The sequence below is a fragment of the Streptomyces sp. NPDC059906 genome (genome assembly GCF_042730645.1).
Taxonomy (GTDB): Bacteria; Actinomycetota; Actinomycetes; order Streptomycetales; family Streptomycetaceae; genus Streptomyces; species Streptomyces rubrogriseus.
This window is the reverse complement of the sequence record NZ_JBHWKU010000013.1, coordinates 188,993-211,146: the sequence shown is the minus strand read 5'-3', so window position 1 is coordinate 211,146 and position 22,154 is coordinate 188,993. Positions and strand designations below refer to the sequence as shown.

The 22,154-nt window shown below is 71.5% G+C and carries 20 protein-coding genes and 1 pseudogene; 12 read left to right on the top strand and 9 right to left on the bottom strand.

Annotation, left to right across the window (positions count from 1 at the left end):
• Window positions 1-61: 61 nt before the first annotated feature.
• Window positions 62-3,781, bottom strand: coding sequence for a LamG domain-containing protein (locus tag ACFV9J_RS21460; protein ID WP_385356376.1), 3,720 nt, complete (start codon window positions 3,779-3,781; stop codon window positions 62-64).
• 333 nt (window positions 3,782-4,114) lie between these two features.
• Between ACFV9J_RS21460 and ACFV9J_RS21455 the strand changes: the two genes are divergently transcribed.
• Both ACFV9J_RS21455 and ACFV9J_RS21450 read left to right on the top strand, forming a co-directional pair.
• Window positions 4,115-4,894 carry a GntR family transcriptional regulator gene (locus ACFV9J_RS21455; protein WP_385356374.1) on the top strand — a complete coding sequence of 260 codons (780 nt, stop codon included), beginning with the start codon at window positions 4,115-4,117 and terminating at the stop codon, window positions 4,892-4,894.
• A gap of 2 nt (window positions 4,895-4,896) precedes the next feature.
• Window positions 4,897-5,889, top strand: coding sequence for an MFS transporter (locus ACFV9J_RS21450; protein ID WP_385356373.1), 993 nt, complete (start codon window positions 4,897-4,899; stop codon window positions 5,887-5,889).
• Window positions 5,890-5,947: 58 nt separating this feature from the next.
• On the opposite strand, the gene ACFV9J_RS21445 is transcribed toward ACFV9J_RS21450, so the two are convergent.
• On the bottom strand, window positions 5,948-6,949 hold the full coding sequence (locus ACFV9J_RS21445) for a GlxA family transcriptional regulator (RefSeq protein WP_385356372.1): 1,002 nt from the start codon (window positions 6,947-6,949) through the stop codon (window positions 5,948-5,950).
• A gap of 138 nt (window positions 6,950-7,087) precedes the next feature.
• On the opposite strand from ACFV9J_RS21445, the gene ACFV9J_RS21440 reads away from it, so the two are divergent.
• Window positions 7,088-7,678 (top strand): cysteine hydrolase family protein, encoded by a 591-nt coding sequence (locus tag ACFV9J_RS21440; protein WP_385356371.1) that lies wholly within the window; start codon window positions 7,088-7,090, stop codon window positions 7,676-7,678.
• Here the strand turns inward: ACFV9J_RS21440 and ACFV9J_RS21435 are convergent.
• Window positions 7,675-8,088: a MarR family winged helix-turn-helix transcriptional regulator gene (locus tag ACFV9J_RS21435; protein ID WP_385356370.1), complete on the bottom strand. Its 414-nt coding sequence runs from the start codon at window positions 8,086-8,088 to the stop codon at window positions 7,675-7,677. The genes ACFV9J_RS21440 and ACFV9J_RS21435 overlap by 4 nt on opposite strands.
• Before the next feature lie 61 nt (window positions 8,089-8,149).
• Here ACFV9J_RS21435 and ACFV9J_RS21430 point away from each other — a divergent pair, with 61 nt between their 5' ends.
• A complete protein-coding gene (locus ACFV9J_RS21430; RefSeq protein ID WP_385356369.1) occupies window positions 8,150-8,926 on the top strand; it encodes an alpha/beta fold hydrolase in 777 nt (258 codons plus the stop codon).
• On the opposite strand, the gene ACFV9J_RS21425 is transcribed toward ACFV9J_RS21430, so the two are convergent.
• The gene (locus tag ACFV9J_RS21425; protein ID WP_385356368.1) at window positions 8,927-9,370 is read right to left on the bottom strand and encodes an ATP-binding protein; all 444 of its coding nucleotides are present in this window, start codon (window positions 9,368-9,370) and stop codon (window positions 8,927-8,929) included.
• Between the two features lie 94 nt (window positions 9,371-9,464).
• Here ACFV9J_RS21425 and ACFV9J_RS21420 point away from each other — a divergent pair, with 94 nt between their 5' ends.
• The 3 genes from ACFV9J_RS21420 to ACFV9J_RS21410 all read left to right on the top strand — a co-directional run bounded on the left by ACFV9J_RS21420 (window position 9,465) and on the right by ACFV9J_RS21410 (window position 12,311).
• Window positions 9,465-10,313, top strand: a complete 849-nt coding sequence (locus tag ACFV9J_RS21420; protein ID WP_385356366.1) for a helix-turn-helix domain-containing protein — start codon at window positions 9,465-9,467, stop codon at window positions 10,311-10,313.
• Window positions 10,288-10,557: a DUF397 domain-containing protein gene (locus ACFV9J_RS21415; protein WP_385356364.1), complete on the top strand. Its 270-nt coding sequence runs from the start codon at window positions 10,288-10,290 to the stop codon at window positions 10,555-10,557. The genes ACFV9J_RS21420 and ACFV9J_RS21415 overlap by 26 nt, the downstream gene beginning before the upstream one ends.
• Window positions 10,558-10,655: 98 nt before the next feature.
• Window positions 10,656-12,311: a hypothetical protein gene (locus tag ACFV9J_RS21410; protein ID WP_385356362.1), complete on the top strand. Its 1,656-nt coding sequence runs from the start codon at window positions 10,656-10,658 to the stop codon at window positions 12,309-12,311.
• Here ACFV9J_RS21410 and ACFV9J_RS21405 read toward each other — a convergent pair.
• Entirely contained in the window at window positions 12,265-14,397 is a 2,133-nt protein-coding gene (locus ACFV9J_RS21405; protein WP_385356361.1) for a bifunctional glycosyltransferase 87/phosphatase PAP2 family protein, read from the bottom strand. The two genes, ACFV9J_RS21410 and ACFV9J_RS21405, sit on opposite strands and share 47 nt — an antisense overlap.
• A gap of 476 nt (window positions 14,398-14,873) precedes the next feature.
• On the opposite strand from ACFV9J_RS21405, the gene proP reads away from it, so the two are divergent.
• From proP to ACFV9J_RS21390, 3 genes are read left to right on the top strand one after another with little or no spacing between them, the layout of a single operon-like run.
• Window positions 14,874-16,262 carry a glycine betaine/L-proline transporter ProP gene (proP, locus tag ACFV9J_RS21400; protein WP_385356359.1) on the top strand — a complete coding sequence of 463 codons (1,389 nt, stop codon included), beginning with the start codon at window positions 14,874-14,876 and terminating at the stop codon, window positions 16,260-16,262.
• Between the two features lie 26 nt (window positions 16,263-16,288).
• A complete protein-coding gene (locus ACFV9J_RS21395; RefSeq protein WP_385356357.1) occupies window positions 16,289-16,870 on the top strand; it encodes a GNAT family N-acetyltransferase in 582 nt (193 codons plus the stop codon).
• The gene (locus ACFV9J_RS21390; RefSeq protein ID WP_385356356.1) at window positions 16,867-17,538 is read left to right on the top strand and encodes an O-methyltransferase; all 672 of its coding nucleotides are present in this window, start codon (window positions 16,867-16,869) and stop codon (window positions 17,536-17,538) included. The genes ACFV9J_RS21395 and ACFV9J_RS21390 overlap by 4 nt, the downstream gene beginning before the upstream one ends.
• 40 nt (window positions 17,539-17,578) lie before the next feature.
• Here the strand turns inward: ACFV9J_RS21390 and ACFV9J_RS21385 are convergent, their stop codons facing one another.
• Window positions 17,579-17,971, bottom strand: coding sequence for a hypothetical protein (locus ACFV9J_RS21385; protein WP_385356354.1), 393 nt, complete (start codon window positions 17,969-17,971; stop codon window positions 17,579-17,581).
• A gap of 88 nt (window positions 17,972-18,059) precedes the next feature.
• Here ACFV9J_RS21385 and ACFV9J_RS21380 point away from each other — a divergent pair, with 88 nt between their 5' ends.
• The gene (locus ACFV9J_RS21380) at window positions 18,060-18,467 is read left to right on the top strand and encodes a DUF1992 domain-containing protein (protein WP_385356353.1); all 408 of its coding nucleotides are present in this window, start codon (window positions 18,060-18,062) and stop codon (window positions 18,465-18,467) included.
• A gap of 10 nt (window positions 18,468-18,477) precedes the next feature.
• On the opposite strand, the gene ACFV9J_RS21375 is transcribed toward ACFV9J_RS21380, so the two are convergent.
• The 3 genes and pseudogenes from ACFV9J_RS21375 to ACFV9J_RS21365 form a co-directional block, all read right to left on the bottom strand.
• Window positions 18,478-18,693: a hypothetical protein gene (locus ACFV9J_RS21375; protein WP_385356351.1), complete on the bottom strand. Its 216-nt coding sequence runs from the start codon at window positions 18,691-18,693 to the stop codon at window positions 18,478-18,480.
• A 28-nt stretch (window positions 18,694-18,721) separates the two neighbouring features.
• Complete coding sequence (locus ACFV9J_RS21370; RefSeq protein ID WP_385356350.1) at window positions 18,722-19,237, bottom strand: hypothetical protein; 516 nt, start codon at window positions 19,235-19,237, stop codon at window positions 18,722-18,724.
• Between the two features lie 4 nt (window positions 19,238-19,241).
• Window positions 19,242-19,968, bottom strand: a pseudogene (locus ACFV9J_RS21365) (hypothetical protein).
• A 597-nt stretch (window positions 19,969-20,565) separates the two neighbouring features.
• Here ACFV9J_RS21365 and ltrA point away from each other — a divergent pair.
• Window positions 20,566-22,032: a group II intron reverse transcriptase/maturase gene (gene ltrA / locus ACFV9J_RS21360; RefSeq protein ID WP_385356349.1), complete on the top strand. Its 1,467-nt coding sequence runs from the start codon at window positions 20,566-20,568 to the stop codon at window positions 22,030-22,032.
• Window positions 22,033-22,154 lie beyond the last annotated feature (122 nt).

Sequence of the window (22,154 nt, the reverse complement as noted above, 5' to 3'; positions counted from 1 at the left end):
GCCCGCGCCGGGGGTGAGGGCGGTCACCGCGACGACCGCCCGCACCCCGGCTCACCCGTCGTCAGTCGCCGACGGCCTCGTCGATCTGCTGTGCGGTCGCCATCGCGCCGGCCCACAGCCGTACGTCCGCGACCCGTGCGGGCAGGTAGTGCTGCCACGTCCCGTCCGTGCTGCCCTTGCCGACGGCGAGGTCGCCCGAGCCGGTCTTCGCCGTGTACGCCTGCGCGTCACCGTTGACGACACTGCCGAGGTACAGGTGGACGGTAGCGTCCACGGTGTCGTAGACACCCGTCAGCCGGACCATGCCGTCGATCGAGGCGCTCTCTTCGGAGGCCACCCCGCTGAACGTGCCGTCGGCATCGAACCGGCCGAAGTACCAGAAGCCCTCCGGAACGGTCTTCTCCTCCAGCGTCTCCTCGTCCAGGACCGTGGCGCTGCCGGTCCGCTTGTACCACAGGCCCCACGCCGAACCGTCCGCCGTGCGCTGTCCCACGACCTGGCCGGTGTAGCCGACAGGTTTGGCCAGAACCTTGTCCGCGTCCAGCGCCGCCAGCGCCGTCACCGTGAACGAACCCGTGTCGTCCACCACCGGTCCCGAGGCCGTGGCCGCGTCGTCAACACCGTCGAGGACGATCGCCCCGCCGTCCAGCGCGGCCCCGCCGACCAGGCTCAGGGATCTGCCGTAACCCGAAAAGGCGTCCGGGACCGTGGTGCCGCTGCCCCGCTCCGGCGACCAGTCCGCGACCAGTTCCACCGCCGCGTGGTTCGGCGAGTTCATGAGCCGGGCATCGTCGGCGACCAGTTCGTCGGTCAGGGCCTGCTGCCAGACGGTCACCTCGTCGATCGAGCCGGCGAAGTAGTCGGTGTAGGCGTCCCGCCACAGCACGCGGCCGATCTGCAGACCGCCCTCTGCCGCCCATGCCGCGGACACGGTGTCACTGCCCTGCAGCCGGCCGTTCACATACAGCCGGATCTGCTTCGCGCCTGCGTCGTACACGGCCGCAAGATGCGTCCACACGCCCTTTGCGGCCGGCTGCGTGGCCGTCACCCTCTGCTCGGTGATGTTGCCGTCGGTGGCGTCCTTGGGCGACGTGCTCAACGTCCACGTCCCCTCGGCCTCGCGGTAGGTGAGGTAGAAGCCGCTGTAGAAGCCGCCGTTCTGGCCCAGCACCGTCTGGTTGTGTGTCACCCCCGGCTTGAGCATGGCCCACGCGGAGACGGTGTAGGAGGCGCGGGTGTCCACCACGGCCGTGCTGGTGGCCGCGTAGTCGGTGGTGCCGTTCAGCGTCAGGCCCTGGTCCGTGACGGGCGTCCCGAGCGCGTTGCCCTCGGCATCGCGGGTGATCAGGCCGCGGCGGCCGCGGTCGCCCCGTGCCGCCCCGTACAAGGCCGCGTCGTCACGGCCGTCCACGGTGGCGGAGTCGAGGGCCGCTCCCGTGGTCTCGTCGAAGTGGTACCGGCCGACCGGGCCCGCACCGGAGTCCACCAGGAAGTCGGTCACGGACTGCTCGCCCCAGCCCAGCGTGTCCTTCGCCCGCACGTACACGCGGTGCAGGCCCCCGCGGGCGGGTGTGACCTTCGTCGTGGCGGTGGCGCCCTTCAGTTCGGACGACCACGCCGCCTGCGACGACAGTTTGTACTGATAGGAGACGTTCGTGTCACCGGATGCCGGCTTGAACGTCAGCGACGCGACCTCACCGGGACCGCCGGAGGCCGCGCAGGCGTTCGTCGTGCACTCCGTGTACGGCGAGGAGAGGGTCACCTGCGGGGCCTTGGGCCGGGTGGAATCGATGCGGAAGTAGCAGAAGCCGTCGGAGGCGGCGCTGCTGAGGTGGCTGGAGCCGTAGTACGACCAGGTCCAGGCGTGGTACCGGTACAGCTTGCCGTCGGCCAGGGACGACCACTTCAGGGACACTGCCCTGTTGTCGTCGACGTACCCGGTCGACGGGCCGAGGGAGCCGTTGCCCGGGTTGACGTCCGTCCAGGAGCCGTCGGCGTTCTTCACGTCGATGTCGAAGTACACCCGCAGCTGGGCGGTGTCGTCGTTGCCGCCCGTCTTGGTCTGCGCGGTGGCCTTCAGCGTGGGCGTCGGGTACGAGACGATCGACGCGTCGGCCTCACGCTCGTCGCACACCGGGGCGGTGCTGCTCCCGCCGCCCTGGATGCCGACGGCGGACGGCTTGTCCGGCAGACCCACGTACTTCACGGCCAGCACCGCGTCGTTCTTGAACCGCTTCCACGCCGAGGTGTCGCCCTCGTCGTGAGCCCGGACCTCCAGGGTGAGCCGGGAGAACTTGCCCGCGGCGAAGCTCGCCACGGTCGGGGTCAGGTTCTCGTTGCTCTCGTCGGGATTGTCGTTGAACTCGATCGGTGCGTCCGGCGAGTCGGGGTCGCACAGCGATCCCCGCCCGGCCGACACGTACCGGTCGACCATCCAGTCCAGTTCCTTGGGCCGCGACGACCAGGTCGTGGACGAGGAGATGTTGTTCGTACGGACCAGGTCCACCCAGCGCGGATCACACTGGAACGCCCAGGGCTCCGTCACCCGGAACGTGGCGTCCAGGACCTTCTTGCCCCGCAGGCTCGACGGCGAGAACTCGAAGTACAGCTTCTGCACGTAGCCCGGGCCGCAGTAGTAGCCGCTCCAGGAACCGCACTTGCCCGCGCCCTTCCCCCGGTCGTCGTCCCCGTTGCCCCAGCCGTAGGACTCGTAGCCGTCACTGCGCAGCAGGGTGCGCTCCGACTCGCCCCACGTCACCGTCGGGTCGATGAACACCGGGAAGGCGTCCGCGTCGGTACCGGCCAGCATGTCCGCGTCCGGAACGACCGACAGGGTGCCCTTGCCCACCTCGACGTCCATCCGGGCCACGGTGTCGCCCTGCCCCGGCTCCAGACCGGAGCCGGACGGCGCGCCCTCCGCCGGGTCCGCCGGCTCACCCGTCGGTCCGTCCTCGCCCACCGCCTGCGACAGCCGCGCCTGCGACTTCGACAGCGACGACTCGGTCGGCGACGACTTCGGCTGCTGCTGGGTCCCGTCGGAATCCGCCGTCCGGCCCGCCGAGTCCCACATCCGCGCCGGAGGCGCCCGGAACACCGTGGCACCGTTGCCGTCGATCGCCGCGAGCGCACCCGACGCGCCCTCACGCACGGACAGCCCTTCCGTCTCCAGCCCGAACGTGAGCTTCTTCAGCTCCTCACTCGCCGCCGCCTCGGGCGTCTTGACCACCAGCACATGCTGGAAGCTCTCCGGCGTCGCCGTCACCTTCAGGTCGACACCCGGCAGCACCTCCGCATAAACCGCACTCGAACCCTCGAGTCGCGGAGCAGGCAGACCGCCCGGCCAGTCCAGCGCCAGCGAACGGCCCTCGTCCTCGATCCGGGCCAGCGGAGCGCCGTCTCCACCGCCGGAGAACGCCATTCCCACCGCGGCGCCCTTCGGACCGACCGAGCCGTCCGCCCGCTTCACCAGCGTCGCGTCCGGCGCCTGCCAGCCACCCCCCGACGCCCGCACCCGTACCGGAACCGCCGACTCCTCCAACGTGAACGTCGAACCGTCCGGGTTGGCGAAGACCGTCGTCCGCTCCGTCCGCTCTCCCGTCACCTCTACGCGCTCACCGGACTCCCGCGCCGCGTCAAGGGCCTTCTGCCCCTCCGACGACGACGCAGCCGGCACCTCCTCGTCAGCCGCGTACGCCACCGGTCCCGGGACCACCGCGGCGATCACCGCCGCACACACCACCGCGACCAGGCCCGAGGACCCGCCCCGCAATCGGTTCCACATTCCCGCCGCACCCCACCCAATACGTTCACAAGATTTGCCGGAAGTAACTAATGCCTCAACGGAGCTGCACGTCAACGGGTTGAAAAAGGGCAACGCCTCGTCAAGTTCCGGAAGTACATGTGAGGAACACGACGTTTACCGACGGTTGTATCACCAGCGATCAAGCTTTGATCTCGTTTCCGACGCCAGAAGATCAACACTGACCGCGCGGCAGCCACGGGTGGGCTTCTCCGCGACGGGTCGGGACCGCCCTCCGCCGGACTTGCTGCTCCATCAGCTTTCAGCCGGTGCATTAGCTTGCCGACACCCCTGAAACGACCGGAGGGACCACCCATGCCCCGGGAAGCGCCGTACCTCGCACTGGCCGACGCGCTGCGGAGGCGCATACGCGCGGGAGAGTGGGAGATCGGCGCGCGACTCCCGTCGCGAGCGCGGCTCGCCGAGGAGTTCGGGGTCGGGCGCAACGTCGTACAGCGAGCGGTGGACCAGCTGATCGTCGACGGGCTCCTGGAAGGACGTGCGGGCTCGGGCACGTACGTCCGCAGCCCGCGTGAGCGCCTGCGCCTGGTCCGGTCGCGGCACCGCGAGCGGGTGAGCGGGCTCCCCCGTCGCGCCGACACGAGGGAGCGGGGCAGGGCCGACTCCTGGGATGCGGAGAGCCTGGTGGGTGTCCCCGCCCCCGAGGCAATCGCCGGACGGCTGGGCATCGACCCCGGCGACCTGTGCGTCACCACGCGGTACGAGTTCCTCGCCGGTGGGCAGCCCGTCCAGCTCTCCGAGTCCTGGGAGCCCCTGGCCCTCACCGAGGGGACAGCGGTCGTGCTGCCCGAGTCCGGGCCCCTGGCGGGCCAGGGGGTGGTCGAGCGCATGCGGGCGATCGGCATCGTCGTCGAGAGCGTCGTCGAGGTGCCGCGCCCGGCCCGCGCCACCCGGGAGCAGGCGAACCTGCTCGGCATCAGCCCGGGGGACCTCGTCCTCCTGATCGAACGGACCATTTACGACACCCGTCGGCGTCCGGTGGAGACGGCCGACATGGTCGTTCCGGACCGGTACCGGGAGGTGGTCTACGAATTCGGGGTGGAGCGCCCCGCCCACACCGCCCCCGGGCGATAGGCGTGCCCACGTCTCCCCGGCTCCGGCTCCTCGGCGACCGGGACTTCGGGCGCCTCTTCGCAGCCACCGCCCTCGGGCAACTGGGTGACCGGATCATGTTCCTGACGTTGCCGCTGGTGGCGATCACGTCCCTGCACGCCGACGAGTTCCAGGTCGGCTTGCTGGCCGCGACGACCACGTCGGGCTCGCTCCTGGTCGGACTGCCGGCCGGGGCCTGGGTCGACCGGATGCGGAAGAGGTCGGTGATGATCGGCACCGATCTCCTCCGTGCTTCGGCCCTCCTGACCATCCCGCTCGCCTGGTGGACCGACCTCCTCACCATCCGGCTGCTGTACGCCGTCGCGCTGCTGCACGGCGTGCTGACCGTGTTCTTCGACGTCGCACACGTCAGCTACCTGCCGCATCTGGTGGGACGCGACAAGCTCGTGGAGGGCAACGCGAAGCTGTCGGCGATCCGCTCGGTGACCAGCATCGGCGGCCCGGCGGTCGCGGGCCCCCTGGTCGGCCTGGTGGGGGCTCCGGCCACGCTCCTGGCGAGTTCGGCCGGAATGACCATGTCCGGCCTCTTCGCGGCCACGATCCGCAGGCGAGAAGAGATGCCGGAGCCCAGCCGGAGCTCTCGACTCGCACGAGAGATAAAGGAGGGCCTGCACTTCGTCCTCCAGCACCCCGCGCTGCGCGCCATCATGTTCTCGGACGCGCTGTTCAATCTCTCCCTGGTCATGTACCAAACAATGCTGCTGGTCTTCCTGGAGCGCACGATGGGCCTCCGGCCCTTCGGCACCGGACTCGTCCTGTCGTGCATGGGTTGCGGCGCACTGCTGGGCGCTTTGACGGCCACCAGGCTGTCGAAGCGGATCGGACAAGGACCGGTCATCTGGCTGACCACGCTGGCCACTTGTCCGCTGGCGGTACTCATGGCGGGGTCATCGGCGGGGCGTCCGGCTCCGCGTTCGGAGCGACGGCGACTCTGTGGATCGGCGCGGCAGGTATGACGCTGAGCGCCGCACCCACCATCATGTGGTGGCGCACATCCCCACGGAGCCGAGCGGGCTAGCCGTGGGTGCTCACGACGGTCCGGAAGCGGCGGCGGTACTCGGTCGGGGTCGTGTCCAGTCGGCGGCGGAAGGCCCTGACCAGGGTGTCGACGGTGCCGAAGCCGCAGGCGGCGGCGACCCGTTCCAGGGTCGCGTCGGTGGATTCGAGCTGCTGGCGCGCCACTTCCACGCGCGCCGACTCGACGTACGCGTACGGGGTCGTGCCGAGTTCGGTCTTGAAGATGCGGGTGAGCTGCCGGTCGCCGACGTGGGCGTGGGCCGCGAGGTCGGCGACGGTGAGCGGCTCGGCGATGTTGCGCAGGATGTGGTGGCGGAGGTCCTCGACGCGCCGGGTCGTGGCGACCTGCTCCAGCGGCACGCTGAACTGGCTCTGCCCGCTCGGCCGCTTCAGGTACATCACGAGCTGCCGGGCCACCCGGAGCGCCACCGCCTCGCCGAGATCGTCGGCGACGAGGGCCAGGGAGAGGTCGAGGCAGGAGCTGATGCCCGCGCCGGTCCACACGTCGCCCTCGCGGATGAAGATCGGGTCGGCGTCGACCTCGACCGTCGGGTGTTCGTCGGCGAGTTGCCGCGCGGTCGACCAGTGCGTGGTGGCCCGCTTGCCGTCGAGCAGCCCGGCGGCGGCCAGGACGTGCGCCCCGACGCAGACGGAGGTGACCCGCCGGGTCCGTTCCGCGAGCCGCCCCACCCACTCGACCACGACGGGGTCGGTGACCGCCCGGACCCGGCGTCGGCCGTCGACCTCGACCGCGCCGGGCACGATCAGGGTGTCGATGCGCCGCGCGGACAGGTCCTCGAAGGTGGCGTCGGGCAGGACGCGGACGCCCGCGGCGGTGGTGACCGGGTCCATGGCCGCGGCGGCGAGGACCACCTCGTAGCCCGCCGCGTCCTCCGTCTCCCGCCGCGCGAGCGAGAACACCTCCGGCGGCCCGGTGACGTCGAGCAGGTCGACGCCCTCGAAGAGCACGACGACGATCAGTCGTCCGACGGAGTTCACGGTGCCTCCCGCGGTCACACGGCCATGTCGGTATCTGCAGGTTAGACGACATTGCCGACATCGCCTGGCGAGCCCTAGCGTCGTAGGAGCAGGCCGACGCAACGGCTGCCGCCCACACCCGGATCCGAGGGAGCACCCATGCCCAGAACCACGCTGCGCCGTCTCAGCGGGCTCGACGACACCCCCGCGAAGCTCGCCGACTCCACGCTGGTCCTCGTCGACTACCAGAACACCTACACGACCGGCGTGATGGAACTCGACGGCTGGCAGGCCGCGCTGGACGCGGGCGCCCGGCTGCTGGCCCGCGCCCGCCGGGAGGGTGCCAGGGTCGTCCACGTCGTCCACGACGGCGGCGAGGGCAGCCCGTACGACCTCGGGGCCGAGATCGGGCAGATCTACCCGAGCGTCGCACCGGTCGACGGCGAACCGGTCGTCACCAAGAAGGCGCCGGACTCCTTCTTCGGCACCGACCTGGGCGAGCACGTCGACGCGGCGGGCAACAACGACCTCGTCGTCATCGGCTTCATGACCCACATGTGCGTGGCCTTCACCGCCCAGGGCGCCTTCCTGCGCGGCAACCGCCCCACGGTCGTCGCCGACGCCTGCGCCACCCGCGCCCTGCCGGTCGCGGGCACCGAACTCGACGCCCGCCAGGTGCACTACAGCGCCCTCGCCACCGTCGCCGACATGTACGGGGTCGTCGTGCCGTCGGAGGAATCCCTGACCTAGGGACCCTCGGTCAGGTCCCGGAGCGCGCGGAGCAGTTGCGCCCGCTGCTCCTCGTCGAGAGGAGCGAAGAGGTCCCGCAGGACACCGGTCGCCAACTGCCGCCCTTCCGCGAGTGCCGCCCGCCCCGACTCGGTGAGCGTGTGATCGAGGCGCCGCCCGTGGCCCGCGGACCGCGCGATGAGCCCGCGGTCCACGAGCCGGTTCGCGAGGGTGCCGAACGCCTGGTCGCTCTGGAACGTCGCTACGGCCAGTGCGTGCCCGGAGGCTCCGGGCATCCGCTCGATGGCGCGCAGCGCGTCCCACTGGACGAGGCTGACCCCGGTCTCGCGCAGCGCGGCGTCCATCGCGCGGTGGTTGCGGTACTGGGCACGCTTGAGCGCCTGCCCGAGGACTTCCAGGTCGGTCGTCATGGTGTTAGCGTATCAACACTCGTATATAAATATGTTGATACGAAGCTCGGAGGAGAACGCCATGAACATCTCTCTCGTCGAGGACCTTCCCGCCCTCCGGGCCGGCTCCCCCGCCTCACGCACGGCACTCGTGCTGCACGGTGGCGGGGGACCCCGGACCGTCGCGCCCCTCGTGGGGCACCTCGCAGCCACGATGCACGCGTTCGCGCCCACGCATCCCGGCTGGGAGGGCACGGCGCGCCCCGACTCGATCGCCTCGGTCGCGCAGCTCGCGGCCGCCTATCTCGCCCGCCTGCGCGAGCACGAAGAGCGCGACGTCGTGCTGATCGGGTCATCGATCGGCGGCTGGGTCGCTCTCGAAATCGCGGTGCAGGCCGCCGCCGACGAGCGCTGTGCGGGAGTGATCGGGGCCGTGGTCGTCATCGACGGCGTCGGCGCGGTGGTGGACGGCGAACCCGTCGCGGACTTCTTCGCCCTGGACGCCCGTGGGCTCGCCGAGGCCGCCTGGCACCACCCGGAGCGCGGTTACGTCGACCCCGCCCGCCTCACCGACGAGCAGCGCGCGATCCAGCAGGCGAACGGCCGCACCATCGCCGCCGTCGCGGGCCGGAGCATGAGCGATCCGACGCTGCTCGGCCGGCTTGGCACGGTGGACGTCCCGACACTCGTGGTGTGGGGCGAGAGCGACCGCATCGTCACGCCTGCCTACGGGCGGGCCGTCGCACTGGCCATACCCGGCGCGCAGTTCACCGAGGTCCCGGAAGCCGGGCACCTCCCGCACCTCGAAGCCCCGGACGCGACCTGGGCGGCGATGGATCCCTTCCTCGCAAAGCTCTAGCTAGGCCGGTGCGGATCCGCCCCCGCACTCGAACCACACCGTCTTGCCGCCCCTCGGCCCCGGCCCCACACCCCACTTGTCGACCACCGCGTCCAGCAGCACCAGCCCCCGGCCGCACTCCGAGTCGTCGCTCACCGGCCCGGCCGGTACGGGCTGCCGGGGGCTGCCGTCCGACACCTCCACCCGGACCCCGCTCCCGTCGCCGCCCATCTGCCGCTGCAACAGCAGCGTGCAGCGCCGGTCCGGAACATGGCGCACGACGTTCGCCAGCAGCTCGGTCACGCCGAGTTCCACCGCGTCGGCCAGCTCGGCGAGGTCCCATTCGCACAGGTACGAGCGGACGATGCGCCGGACGTGCCGGGCCGAGTGCGCGCCCGCCGTGAAGCTCATCCGGTACTGGTTGGCGCAGTGGCCCAGCAGGACGGAGGGAAAGTATTCGTTCACGGCACGAGCCTGACGTCGGACGACTACCGTGGGCTACCGAACGGATACAACCGGTCCCGCCGTGGACCGAGTTGTGCGAGAGGGGGCTCTTCTCATGACCCACATCAACGTCCTCGACCCGGGCGCGTCACCGCTCGACTACTACGGCTTCGAGCTGCGCCGCCACCGGGAGGCGGCCGGGCTCACGCAACGGCAACTCGGCGACATCGTCAATTACACCGGCTCCTTGGTGGGCCAGATCGAGACGGCCCGGAAGCTGCCGACGCCGGAGTTCAGCGAGCGGGTGGACGCGGCGCTGGGGACGGGAGGGTTACTGTCCCGGCTGGTGACACTGGTAATGCGCACCCAGCTTCCGGCCTGGTTCCAACAGATGGCCGAGTTGGAAGCACGCGCTGTCGAAATCTGCGCGTTCCAGACGCACATGGTCCACGGCCTGCTTCAGACCGACGCCTACGTCCGGACCGTGCTCGGGACGTTCGACCCGACAGACCTCGACGACCGCACCGCCGTGCGGCTCGCTCGTCAGCGCATCTTCGAGAAGCAGACTCCACCGGTCTTCTGGTCGATCGTCAGCGAGGCCGCGCTGCTACAGGAGATCGGCGGCCGAGAAACGATGCGCGGCCAACTGGCCCACCTGTTGTCCTTCGAGGACAATCCCCGGATCAACGTTCAGGTGCTCCCGTTCTCGGCGGGAGCACACCCGGGGCTCACAGGCTCATTCAGCATCTTCCGGTTCGCGAGCGACCCGGCCATCCTCTACACGGAGAGGTACGGCAGCGGCCATCCGACCGCCAACCCGGAGAGCGTCAAGGACTGTTCACTCCGTTACGATCATCTTCGAGCCGCCGCGCTCTCCCTCAAGGACTCGGCGGCACTGATCCGCCGGGTGATGGAGGAACGCTATGGCGAGCAGGGCAATGCCGACGACTGTCCAGTGGCGTAAGTCCAGCTACAGCAGCGACCAGGGCGGTGAGTGCGTGGAGTGCGCGCCGCTCGGTCGGCTGGCCTGGCGCAAGTCGTCGTACAGCAGCGACCAGGGCGGCGACTGCGTGGAGGTCGCCGAGCCGCTGACCCACCACGCCACCGTCGCCGTCCGCGACTCCAAGACCCCGGCGGGGCCGACCCTCACCCTGGCCCCCGCCACCTTCACCGCCTTCGTCGGCTGGGCGACCGCCACCGCCGAGTAATCGGGCCCGGTCCGGGCCAACGTTTCTGTTCGATTTATCGTCTTCGCACGTGTGTCCACACCGGGCACGCCCGATGACCTCGAACGGAAACCCCGACCGTGGCCCCTGCCGAACTCACCGTCCCCCGGACCGAACAGCGTCAGGACAGACGTCCGGGTGACGCCCTGCGCGCCTTCGGGCGCCGGCATCGCGTGCCGCTGCTCGCGACCCTGCCCACCATCCCGCTGTACGTGGTGTGGTGGGCGTTTCTCGCCACGGGCGGCGGTGACCTCGCCGCGCAGGAGGCGTGGGCGGACTTCGCGTCGCGGCACGGGGGTTCGGCGTACGGGTTGTTCTGGTACGGCGGGATGCACACCGCCAACTACAGCGTCATCTCGCCGTACTTGATGGCACTGGTCGGGGTCCGCACCGTCACGGTGGTGTCCGGTCTCGCCGCATCCTGGCTCGCGGCGGTGCTGATGGTGCGGGGCGGGGTGCGCCGGCCCGTGTGGCCCGCGCTGCTCGCCTCCCTCGCGCTGTGGTGCGACGTGGCCTCGGGCCGGGCCACCTTCGCGCTCGGCGTCGCGCTCGCCCTGGCGGCCTGCGTGCCGCTGGTGCGGGAGCGGCGGCTGTGGCTCGCCGCCGGGTACGCGGCGCTGGCGACGATGGCCTCGCCGGTGGCCGGGCTGTTCGTCGCCGTCGTGGGGGCCGCGTTCCTGCTCGTACGGGACTGGGGGCGCGCCCTCTGCCTGCTCATACCCCCGGCGGCCGTGGTCGGGCTGACGACGCTGTTCTTCCCCTTCACGGGGGAGCAGCCGATGCCGTTCGCCCGTATCTGGCCGCCGGTCCTGCTCGGCCTCGCCGTTACCGTGCTGGCCCCGCGTACCTGGCGGGTGGCCCGGTGGAGCGGGGCCGTCTACGCGCTCGGGACCGTGCTGACGTATCTGATCGCCTCGCCGGTCGGGACGAACGTCGAACGGTTCGCCGAGTTGTTCGCGCCCGCCGCGCTGCTGGCGGCCCTCCTCACCGCCCCGCCCGCGCTCACCGCTGACCGGGTGCGGCGGCTCGCGCGGGGGCTGCTGGCCGTCGCGCTCGCCTACTCCGTGTGGTGGGTGGGCGGCAAGACCGTCTCCGATCTGCGGGTGTCCACCGTCGTGCCCGCCTGGGCCGCCGAGACGGACGGTGTCGTGGAGGCGCTGGAGGGGCTCGGCGCCGACCGGACGCGGGTGGAGGTGGTGCCCGCGCGCAATCACCGCGAGGCCGCCGTGCTCGCCCCGCACGTCAACATGGCCCGCGGCTGGAACCGGCAGCTCGACGTGGAACGCGGACGCCTCTTCTACGACGGCAGCTTCTCGGCGGCCACTTACCGGGAGTGGCTGGACCGGTGGGGGGTCGGCTTCGTCGTCGCCCCGCTCGGCAGGCCGGACGGTCCGGCGCGGGCCGAGGCCGAGCTGGTCCGGGACGCCGAGTCGCGGCCCGAGTGGCTGGAGCCCGTCTGGCGGGACGCGCACTGGCAGGTCTACCGGGTGCGGGACGCCGTACCGCTCGTCTCCGCGCCCGGCAGCGTCGTGTCCACCGGCCCCGCCGACCTCGTACTGCGCGTGGAGCGGCCCGGCGCGGTGACCGTGCGGGTCGCCTGGTCGCCGTGGCTGCGCAGCGACGGCGGGTGCCTGAAGCAGGACGGTGAGTTCACCCGGCTGACCGTCGACGCGCCCGGCGAGTACCGGCTCAGCTCGCGGTACCGTCCTTCGCCGGGGTCGGGGGGTCGCTGCTGACGCCGGGCGCGGGTTGCGGCTCCGGCTCCGGCTCCGGCTCCGGCTCCGGCTCCGGCTCCGGCTCCGGCCGGGAGGCTGCCACCGCCGTGACCGTCCGGGCCCGCGGGCCCTGGAACCAGTACGTCAGCCCGAAGCCCGCCGCGACCACCGCCGCGCCGCCCACCGCGTCCAGCACCCAGTGGTTGCCGGTCGCCACGATCGCCGAGACGGTGAAGAGCGGGTGGAGCAGGCCCAGCGCCTTCATCCACATCCTCGGCGCGATGATCGCGATCGCCACCCCGCACCACAGCGACCAGCCGAAGTGCAGCGACGGCATCGCCGCGTACTGGTTGGTGAGGTGCGTCAGCGTGCCGTAGTCCGGCTTGGAGAAGTCCTGCACGCCGTGCACGGTGTCGATGATCCCGAGGCCCGGCATCAGCCGCGGCGGGGCCAGCGGGTAGAGCCAGAAGCCGACCAGGGCCAGCAGGGTGGCGAAGCCCAGGGAGGCGCGGGCCCAGCGGTAGTCGACCGGGCGGCGCCAGTACAGGACGCCGAGCACGGCCAGCGGGACGACGAAGTGGAACGACGTGTAGTAGAAGTCGAAGAAGTCCCGCAGCCAGCCGATGCCGACCACCGCGTGGTTGATCGCGTGCTCGATGTCGATGTGCAGGAACCGCTCGATGTCGTGGATCTGCGTGCCGTGCTCCTCGGCCCGCGCCCGGCCCGCCGAGTTGCTGCCGCCGGTCGCCGCGAGGCGGACCTGGGAGTAGGCGGCGTAGGTGACCCGGATGAGGAGCAGCTCCAGGAGGAGGTTGGGGCGGGTGAGGACCCGGCGCAGGAACGGCAGCAGCGGGACGTGCTTGAAGCGGGTCGGGACGGGGGACGCGTAGGCCGTGGGGACCGGTGTCTCGAAGTACGGGGACGTGCGGGACAGGAAGGGCACGGCGACGGCGGCGGCCAGCGCGGCCAGGAAGACGACGTTGTCCCGCAGCGGGTACAGGGCCGACATGTTCGGCAGCATCATCTTCGCGGGCAGCGTCATCACCAGGACGACGGCGACCGGCCACAGGTACCGGTCGGAGGCCCGCTTGCCGACCCGGCCGACGACGGCGGGCAGCACCCACAGCAGCTGGTGCTGCCAGGTGGCCGGGGAGACGACCACGGCCGCGCAGCCGGTGACGGCGACGGCGAGCAGCAGCTGGCCGTCGCGGGCGTAGCGCACGGCGCGGCGCAGCGCCAGGGCGGCGACGGCGGCGCCGAGCAGGAGGAAGAGAGTGATCTCCAGCGGGCCGTTCAGGCCGAGGCGGAGCAGGGCGCCGTGCAGGGACTGGTTGGCGAGGTCGTCGGCCTCGCCGCCCAGGCCGACGCCCGCCATGTGGTGCACCCAGTAGGTGTAGGAGTCCTGGGCCATGGCCGCCCAGGCGACGGCCGTGCAGGCAGCGAACGTGATCCCGGTCGACACGGCGGCGCGTCTGCGGTCGGTGAACCACAGCAGCGGGACGAAGAGGAGGACGGTCGGCTGGAAGGCGGCGGCGACACCGATCAGCACGCCGCCCACCCGGTCGCCCTGCGCCCCGCGTACGGCGAAGCAGCCCAGCAGGACGAGGAGGACCGGGATGATGCTGGTCTGGCCGAGCCAGAACGCGTTGCGCACCGGGAGCGACAGCATCAGCAGGCTGATGGCGACCGGCGCCGCCAGCAGCGCCGTACGGCGTCCGACCGGCTGGGGCAGGGCGCGGGCGGCGACCAGGCCGAGGGCGACGACCAGCAGCAGCGAGCCGAAGGTCCAGCCCCAGCCGAGGGCCTGTTCGGCGGCGCGGGTGAAGGGTTTGAGGACGAGACCGACGAACGGGGTCCCGGTGAACTGCGTGGAGTCGTAGAGGGACCCCTCCACGTGCAGGACGCCGTGCTCGCCGACCCAGGTCTCCAGGTCCGTCAGGCGTTCCCCGCGCGGGGTGCCGAGGACCGCGGCCACCTGTCGTACGGCCAGCACGGCGGCGATCAGCCACAGGCCGAGGCGTGCGACGCGCCATCGTGCTCTGGTCACGTCGGCGGCCGAGGCTCCGAAGGACTCCGCCGGTCGCCCACTGTGCTCCGCATTCGCCACGCCTCGTCGGCCTCCGCCCCGTTCGTACCGTCCGTACGTACCGTACGTACCGCGCTCGTGGACGCGGTGTGTCGTCCCTGCGAACCCTATGAGGCTCGCACCACCCCCGGAGGAAGACGCGAGCGACCCCCACTCAACCTGACAGCCGCCCGCTTCTCGACCCGGGGAGCGAGAAGGATCACAGAGCGCGGGTGAGGGAACGGCACGCGGCGCGCGCATGTCCCCTGCGTGTACGCCATTTTGGTGCACAGTGCAACGAAAAGCATACCGGGCGTAAGTGGCGCATCAGCGCCTATGGTCGCTTTTCCGCCCGTGGCCGAGTGCCGCGGGCTCTTTCCGGCCCGGCGACAGCGCCGCCGTGCGGGTCGTGGCGTTCCCCCCGCCTCCGCCCCCGCCCCCGCCCCCGTCCCCGCCCCGCCCCGTCCCGTCCCCCGTCCCCCGTCCCCCGTCCCCGTCGAAAGCAGGCGAGCGTAGTTTTGTCGGCCGCCCCCGTCGCCACTCCCCCGTTCCGCACCACCCCCGTACCCGCCGCGCCGCGCGCCGCCGGCGCGCCCACCGCCACCGACCCCGCCCTCGTCCGGCGTGCCGTCAAGGCGGCGGCGCTGGGCAACGCGATGGAGTGGTTCGACTTCGGCGTCTACAGCTACATCGCCGTGACGCTGGGCAAGGTCTTCTTCCCGTCGGGCAACCCGACCGCGCAGCTGCTCTCCACCTTCGGCGCCTTCGCGGCGGCGTTCCTGGTGCGGCCGCTGGGCGGCATGGTCTTCGGTCCGCTCGGGGACCGGGTCGGGCGGCAGAAGGTGCTCGCCGTGACGATGATCATGATGGCGGCGGGCACGTTCGCCATCGGCCTGATCCCGTCGTACGCGACGATCGGCGTCTGGGCGCCGGTGCTGCTGCTGGTCGCCCGGCTGGTGCAGGGGTTCTCCACCGGCGGTGAGTACGCGGGCGCGTCCACCTTCATCGCGGAGTACGCGCCGGACCGGCGGCGCGGGTTCCTCGGCAGCTGGCTGGAGTTCGGCACGCTCGCCGGCTACATCGGCGGCGCCGGTCTGGTGACGCTGATGACGGCGCTCTTGTCGGACGGCGACCTGATGTCCTGGGGCTGGCGCATCCCGTTCCTGATCGCGGGCCCGATGGGCATCGTCGGCCTGTACCTGCGGATGCGTCTTGAGGAGACCCCGGCGTTCGCGGCCGAGGTGGCGAAGGCGGAGACGGCGCGGGTGAAGGTGCCGCTGCGCGAGATGGTCACCGGTCAGTGGCGGGCGCTGCTGCTCTGCGTCGGCCTGGTGCTGGTCTTCAACGTCACCGACTACATGCTGCTGTCGTACATGCCGAGCTATCTGACCAGCGAGCTGGAGTACGACGAGACGCACGGGCTGCTCGTGGTGCTGGGCGTGATGGCGCTGATGATGGTCGTCCAGCCGTTCGCGGGCGCGCTGACCGACCGGGTCGGGCGGCGGCCGGTGATCGCCGCGGGCTGCGCGGGCTTCCTGCTGCTGTCCGTCCCGGCGCTGCTGCTGATCCGCGAGGGCAGCCTGCTCGCGGTGGCCCTGGGCATGGGCGCGCTGGGACTGCTGCTGGTCTGCTTCACGGCGTCGATGCCGTCCGCACTGCCCGCCCTCTTCCCGACGCGGGTGCGCTACGGCTCGCTGTCGATCGGCTTCAACGTGTCCGTGTCCCTGTTCGGCGGGACGACACCGCTGGTGGTGACGGCGCTGATCGGGGCGACGGGCGACATGATGATGCCCGCGTACTACATGATGGCCGCGGCCGTGGTCGGCGGCGTCGCGGTGTGGTTCCTGACGGAGTCGGCGGGCCGCCCGCTGCCGGGCTCGGCACCGGCGGTGGAGGGACGACGCTGATCGTCCTCGTCTGCGAGACTGCCAGGATGATGGTCAGACTCGCCGAGGAGCGAGACTTCCCCGGCTTCCTGGGCCTGGCGGGCCAGGTGGAGCACTGGTTCGGCCCGATGGTCGAGGACGCCGGATTCCACGACGCGGTGCGCGAGCACATCCGCGGGGGCGCGGCCCTGGTCGCCGTCGCCTCGGACCCGGCCCCGGACCCGGACACCGACGCGAGCCCGGGTGCGAGCCCGGGTGCGGGCACGGAGCTGCTCGGCGGGCTCCTGTTCGGCACGGACGCGGAGGCGGACGCGCCGGTCCACCACGTCCACTGGCTGGTCGTGTCCCGGCAGGCCCGCGCGGGCGGCGTCGGCCGTGCGCTGATGCGGGACGCGATGCGCAGGTGGGTGCGGGAACCGGCGGACATCGAGGTGGTCACCTTCGGCGCCGACCACCCCGGCGCCACCGAGAGCGGCGCCCGCGCCTTCTACGAGCGGCTCGGCTTCACCCCCGCCGAAGTCGTCGCCCCCGGCCCGGAGGGCGGCTCCCGCCAGCTCTTCCGCCGCGGGGCACGGGTCCGGCCCGCACACCGGGAACACGTCACGACGTACACGGGAGGCCCCGCATGAGCGAGTCGCAGGTCTGGGACGACGTCGACACCTACTTCGTCACCCACCTCGCAGCGGACGACGACGCCCTGGCGGCCGCCCGCAGGGAGAGCGACGCCGCCGGGCTGCCCCCGGTGAACGTCGCCGCCAACCAGGGCAAGCTGCTCCAGCTCCTCGCCCAGATCCAGGGCGCCCGCACCATCCTGGAGATCGGCACCCTGGGCGGCTACAGCACCATCTGGCTGGCCCGCGCCCTGCCCGCCGAGGGCCGCCTGGTCACGCTGGAGTACAGCGCCCGGCACGCGGAGGTCGCCACCCGCAACATCGCCCGGGCCGGACTCGACGCGCTCGTCGACGTACGGGTGGGTCCCGCGCTGGAGTCCCTGCCGAAGCTCGCCGACGAGAACCCGCCGCCCTTCGACCTGGTCTTCATCGACGCCGACAAGGGCAACAACCCGCACTACCTCGAGTGGGCGCTGAGACTGACCAGCACCGGCAGCCTGATCGTCATCGACAACGTGGTCCGCGGCGGCCGGGTGGCCGACGCCGACGACACCGGCGACGACGTACGCGGCACCCGCGCCGCCATCGAGCTGATCGGCAGCCACCCCCGGCTCAGCGGCACCGCCCTCCAGACGGTCGGCACCAAGGGGTACGACGGATTCGCGCTGGCGCGTGTGCTGGCCTGAGCTGCCGACTTGAGCTGTCGGCCTGAGCGCGCGGCCGGGCCTAGACCTCGTGGTAGAAGCCGACGTTGACGCTGCGCGGCTCCGCGCGGTCCTGCACCACCACCTCGCCGCTGCCGCCGCTGGGCAGCGGCACGGTGCCGCCGTACGGCAGAGCCTGCCGGTGTTCGCCGATGGTCAGCCGGACCTCGCTGGAGGGGTCCGCCTGGGAGCCGCGCAGCCAGCTCAGCCGCCAGGTGCCGTCGGCTGCGCAGCGGAACTCGAGGTGGACCCGGGAGACGAACAGCCAGTCGTCCGGCGTCGACAGCCGGCACACGGACTTGTCCCTGCCCACCCGCAGCACCGCGTCCGGCTCGCTGGGCGCGTCGGCCATCTGCATGCCGGCCGTGGCGCCCGCGTCCGCCGCGGTGACGGCGGCCATGGTGAGTTCGAGCACGTGCGCTCCTTCGAGATCCGTCGGCTTGTCGCCGCCGCATGATAGATCGACCGGTGAAGCCGTGTCCGGCGTCCGGCACAATGGGGTCATGACCGAGCGAAAGCCACCCGGCGTCGACTTCGAGTCCTGGGTCGACAAACAGATTCGTGATGCGGACGCGCGCGGCGAGTTCGCCGAACTGCCCGGCGTCGGCAAGCCCCTGCCGAGCGAGCTGGACAGCACCTACGACGAACTGTGGTGGGTCAAGCGGAAGATGGCCCGCGAGGGGTTCTCCGTACTGCCGCCCACACTGGCCCTGCGCAAGGAGGCGGAGGACGCCCTGGAAGCGGCGGCGAAGGCACCGTCGGAGCGGGTGGTCCGACGCATCGTCGAGGAGATCAACGTCAAGATCCGCGACGTCATGTTCAAGCCGCCGCCCGGCCCCCCGCTGGGTCTGAAGCCCTACGACGTCGAAGAGGTCGTACGGCAGTGGCGGGAGGGCCGGGCGGAGGGCTGACGCCCGTCGTTCACAGGCGCATCAGCCGGTCCGCCAGCTCGCGGTAGTCCCGCAGGGCCAGGCGGAGTTGCTCGGTGTCCGTGCTCGGCGCGCCGCCCGCCTCCCCGGACTCCTGCCAGGAGGTGCGCAAGGTCTGCCTACGGTGCGCCACGGCGTCGGTGAAGACGGCGGCGACCTCCTCCAGGACCCGGTCGGCCTCCTCGACGGAGGCTCGCGGCGCGTCCACGAACCCGGCCACCGCGTGGTGCAGCCGCTCACCGAGCCGGTCGAACGCGCCGGGCGGGACGAGCGAGGGGGCCGACGCGGGGGGTGGTGGTCGCCGGGGTGGCCCCGGCGGTGGTGCGGGACACGGCGGCGGTGGCGGCGTCACCGCCGGCCTTGGCGCCGGGGGTGGCGCTGGAGTCGGGGGTGGGATCGACCCCGGTGCCGGGACCGCCAGGGGTGCGGGGATCGGCGACCGCGCCGGGATGGGCGGGGCTGTGGGAATCGGTGGCCGCACCCGGGTCGGCAGCGGTGCCGGGACGGGCGGTGGTGCGGGGATCGGCGACCGCGCCGGGATCGGCGGGGCTTTGGGGATCGGTGGCCGCACCTGGGTCGGCAGCGGTGCCGGGACCGCCAGAGGTGCGGGGGTCGGTGGCCGCACCCGGGTCGGCAGCGGTGCCGGGACCGGCGGTGGTGCCGCGGTCGGCGGTGGTGCCGCGGTCGGCGGTAGTGCCGCGGCCGGCAGCCGTACGGCCGGTCTTGCCTGTTGTGCCTGTCACGTCGGACATTGCCTCAGCTCTCCTTCGGCCGGCGCTTGCCGAGCGACCACCCGTGCGGCGCCTGGGCCGCGGGTGTGGACGCCGGTGCGGGTGCCGGTGCCTGGGCAGGGGCGCCCGCTTCCGTACCGGTCCGCCGCCGCCCGTCGCCGCCGTCGTGGCGGGCCGGGCGCATCAGGGCCTCGAACAGGGCGCGGGCCTCGACCATGGACGCGCGCATCTCCTCCGTCCCCGCGCCACCGCCGTCCCGGGCGTCGTCCACGCGCGCGTGGGTCACACGATGCACGCGGCGGTAGCCCTCGACGTGGTGCGCGTGGTGCACGGACAGCGCCGTGAGCTGCTCCTCGTACTGCTCCCCGTCCGGGAAGCCCCGCGCACCGGCGAGTTCCGCGAGCAGCCGGTCCGCCTCGGCGACCGCCTCGCGCGGGGAGTCGACGAAGCGCTCCTGGGCCGCGTTCCAGCGCGCCTCGAAACGCTCGCGCTCGGCGGGTTCGAGGGGACGCGTGTGCAACGACCCGTGCCGCCGGCACCCGCTCGGCCAGTTCGCGTTCGGCCGCCTTGGTGTCGCCGTCGTGCCGGGCCACGGCCAGGTCGTACTCGGGCCCGAAGCGCCGCTTCAGGCTTCCGCCGTGCTGGGGGCCCCGTGCGCGCAGGGCAAGGACGGCCGCGGCGACGAGCACGACCGCCACGACCGCCACGACCGCCACGACCACGATCAAAGCGATGATCACGCCTGTGGACATGAGTGCGTGCGCCGTGAGGCGCTCGCTGTTCGAGTGGAGGTGAAAGGCCACCACCGCCGTGCTGTCGCAGCAGTGCGGTCGAAGCTGAGGGCAGCCTGACCCGGGAGGTGCCGGGGAGGGCGGCAAGCGGCCCTGACAACGCCGTGACGTGCCAGAACTGCCAGATGGTGCGGGTGCGGCAAGCGAGACGGAAAGGAGTACGCGAGGAACCGGTGCAGACGTTCCCTGATTCCACACCAGCTCCAACCTGGCGGATGCGGGCTGGATGCGGTGCGTCCCCACCTGGGCATTCGTGTGGGGAACTCCCCAGAAGTCACCGGGCTGACGTCTGGGGAGGCCACGGTGAAGTGCTGCGGGGTAGCCGTGGCGATGCCGCGGGGATAGAGCCGGGCTCCTCCTCCGTCGATCGAGCAGTGAGTGAACACGGGAACCGTCCCGGTCCTGACCTGCGACGACGCATCCTGCGTCGGCGTGGGCTGGGCCCACCGTCGGCCGATCGGGCCGGGACGGGGCGGAGCCGCCGTAGTACTCCGAGCCGGGGAGAGCCCGGCACATGGGGAAGGGCGGCAGCGGAAACGAGAAGGGAAGGAGGCTGCAATGCCGAAAGACGCGCTGCTGAACAGCGGTGCTCCGGAGGTCCGTAAGGGTCCTCACCAGCGGGTATCGGAGATGCAGGCCAAGCTTCACCGTTGGGCGGCGGCCGATCCCGGCCGCAGGTTCGACGATCTGTTCAACCTCGTGCACGACCCGGCGACGCTGCTTGTGGCGTTCGAACGGGTCGCGGGTAACAAAGGGGCCAAAACGCCCGGAGTTGACGGCCTGACGGTCGTCAACATCGAGCAGGATATTGGTCCTTATGGGTTCCTGGAGGATCTGCGTCGCGTACTCCGGACGGGTGAGTTCCGTCCGCTGCCGGTACGTGAGCGTCAGATTCCCAAGCCCGGCGGGAGCGGGAAGGTGCGCAAGCTCGGCATCCCGACCGTGACCGACCGGGTGGTCCAGGCGGCCCTGAAGCTGGTGCTGGAGCCGATCTTCGAGGCCGACTTCAAGCCGGTCTCCTACGGCTTCCGGCCCCTTCGGAGGGCACACGACGCGATCGCCGAGATCCACTTCTACGGCACCCACGGCTACCGCTGGGTCCTGGACGCGGACATCGAGGCGTGCTTCGACTCGATCGACCACACGGCCCTGATGGACCGGGTGCGGGGTCGGGTCAAGGACAAGCGCGTGCTGCTGCTGGTGAAGGCGTTCCTCAAGGCCGGCGTGCTCACCGAGTCCGCCGTCCGCGAGAGCTCCTACACCGGCACCCCGCAGGGCGGCATCCTCTCCCCGCTCCTGGCGAACATCGCCCTGTCGGCGCTCGATGAGCACCTGACAGAGCCGTGGGAACCAGGACGGGAGATGTCGACCGGACAGAGGCGTATGAGGCGCCGTCGCAAGGGTCTGCCGAATTGGCGGATCGTCCGCTACGCGGACGACTTCGTCGTCCTGGTGGACTCCGGCCGCGACGACACCGAAGCGCTGCGCGAGGACATCGCCGACGCACTGCGACCGCTCGGGCTGCGCCTCTCCGAGGCCAAGACCCAGGTGGTGCACATGTCGGAAGGGTTCGACTTCCTTGGGTTCCGCATCCAGTGGCGCCGCAAGCGGGGATCGGACAAGTGGTACGTCTACACCTACATCGCTGACCGGCCCATCCGGCAGCTGAAGGACAAGATCCGTGCCCTGACGAACAGAAAGTCGCAGCAGGACCCGAGGGACGTGCTGAGAAGGCTCAACCAGATCATGCGCGGCTGGGCCAACTACTTCAAGCACGCGGTCGCGAAAGTCACCCTGAGAACCCTCCAGCGTTTCGTCTGGCACCGGGTGATCAACTGGTGGCTGCGGCTGCACCGCTGGAGGTGGAAGGACGTCCGTCGACGTCTCACCGACCACAACGGCCGGTGGATCAGACCGTCGGCGGGCGGGATCGAACTGTTCGACCTGCAAACGGTGACGGTCAGCCGTTACCGCTACCGGGGCAACACGATCCCCAGCCCCTGGGCCTGCTCCGAACACGCCTGAACGGCAGATTCCGTGGAGAGCCCGGTGCGTTGAGAGGCGCACGCCGGGTTCGGTGAGCGGCGCGGAGAAACGGGCCGGTGGCAACACCGGTACCGCGCTCCGCGCCGACTCTACCTTCCGGG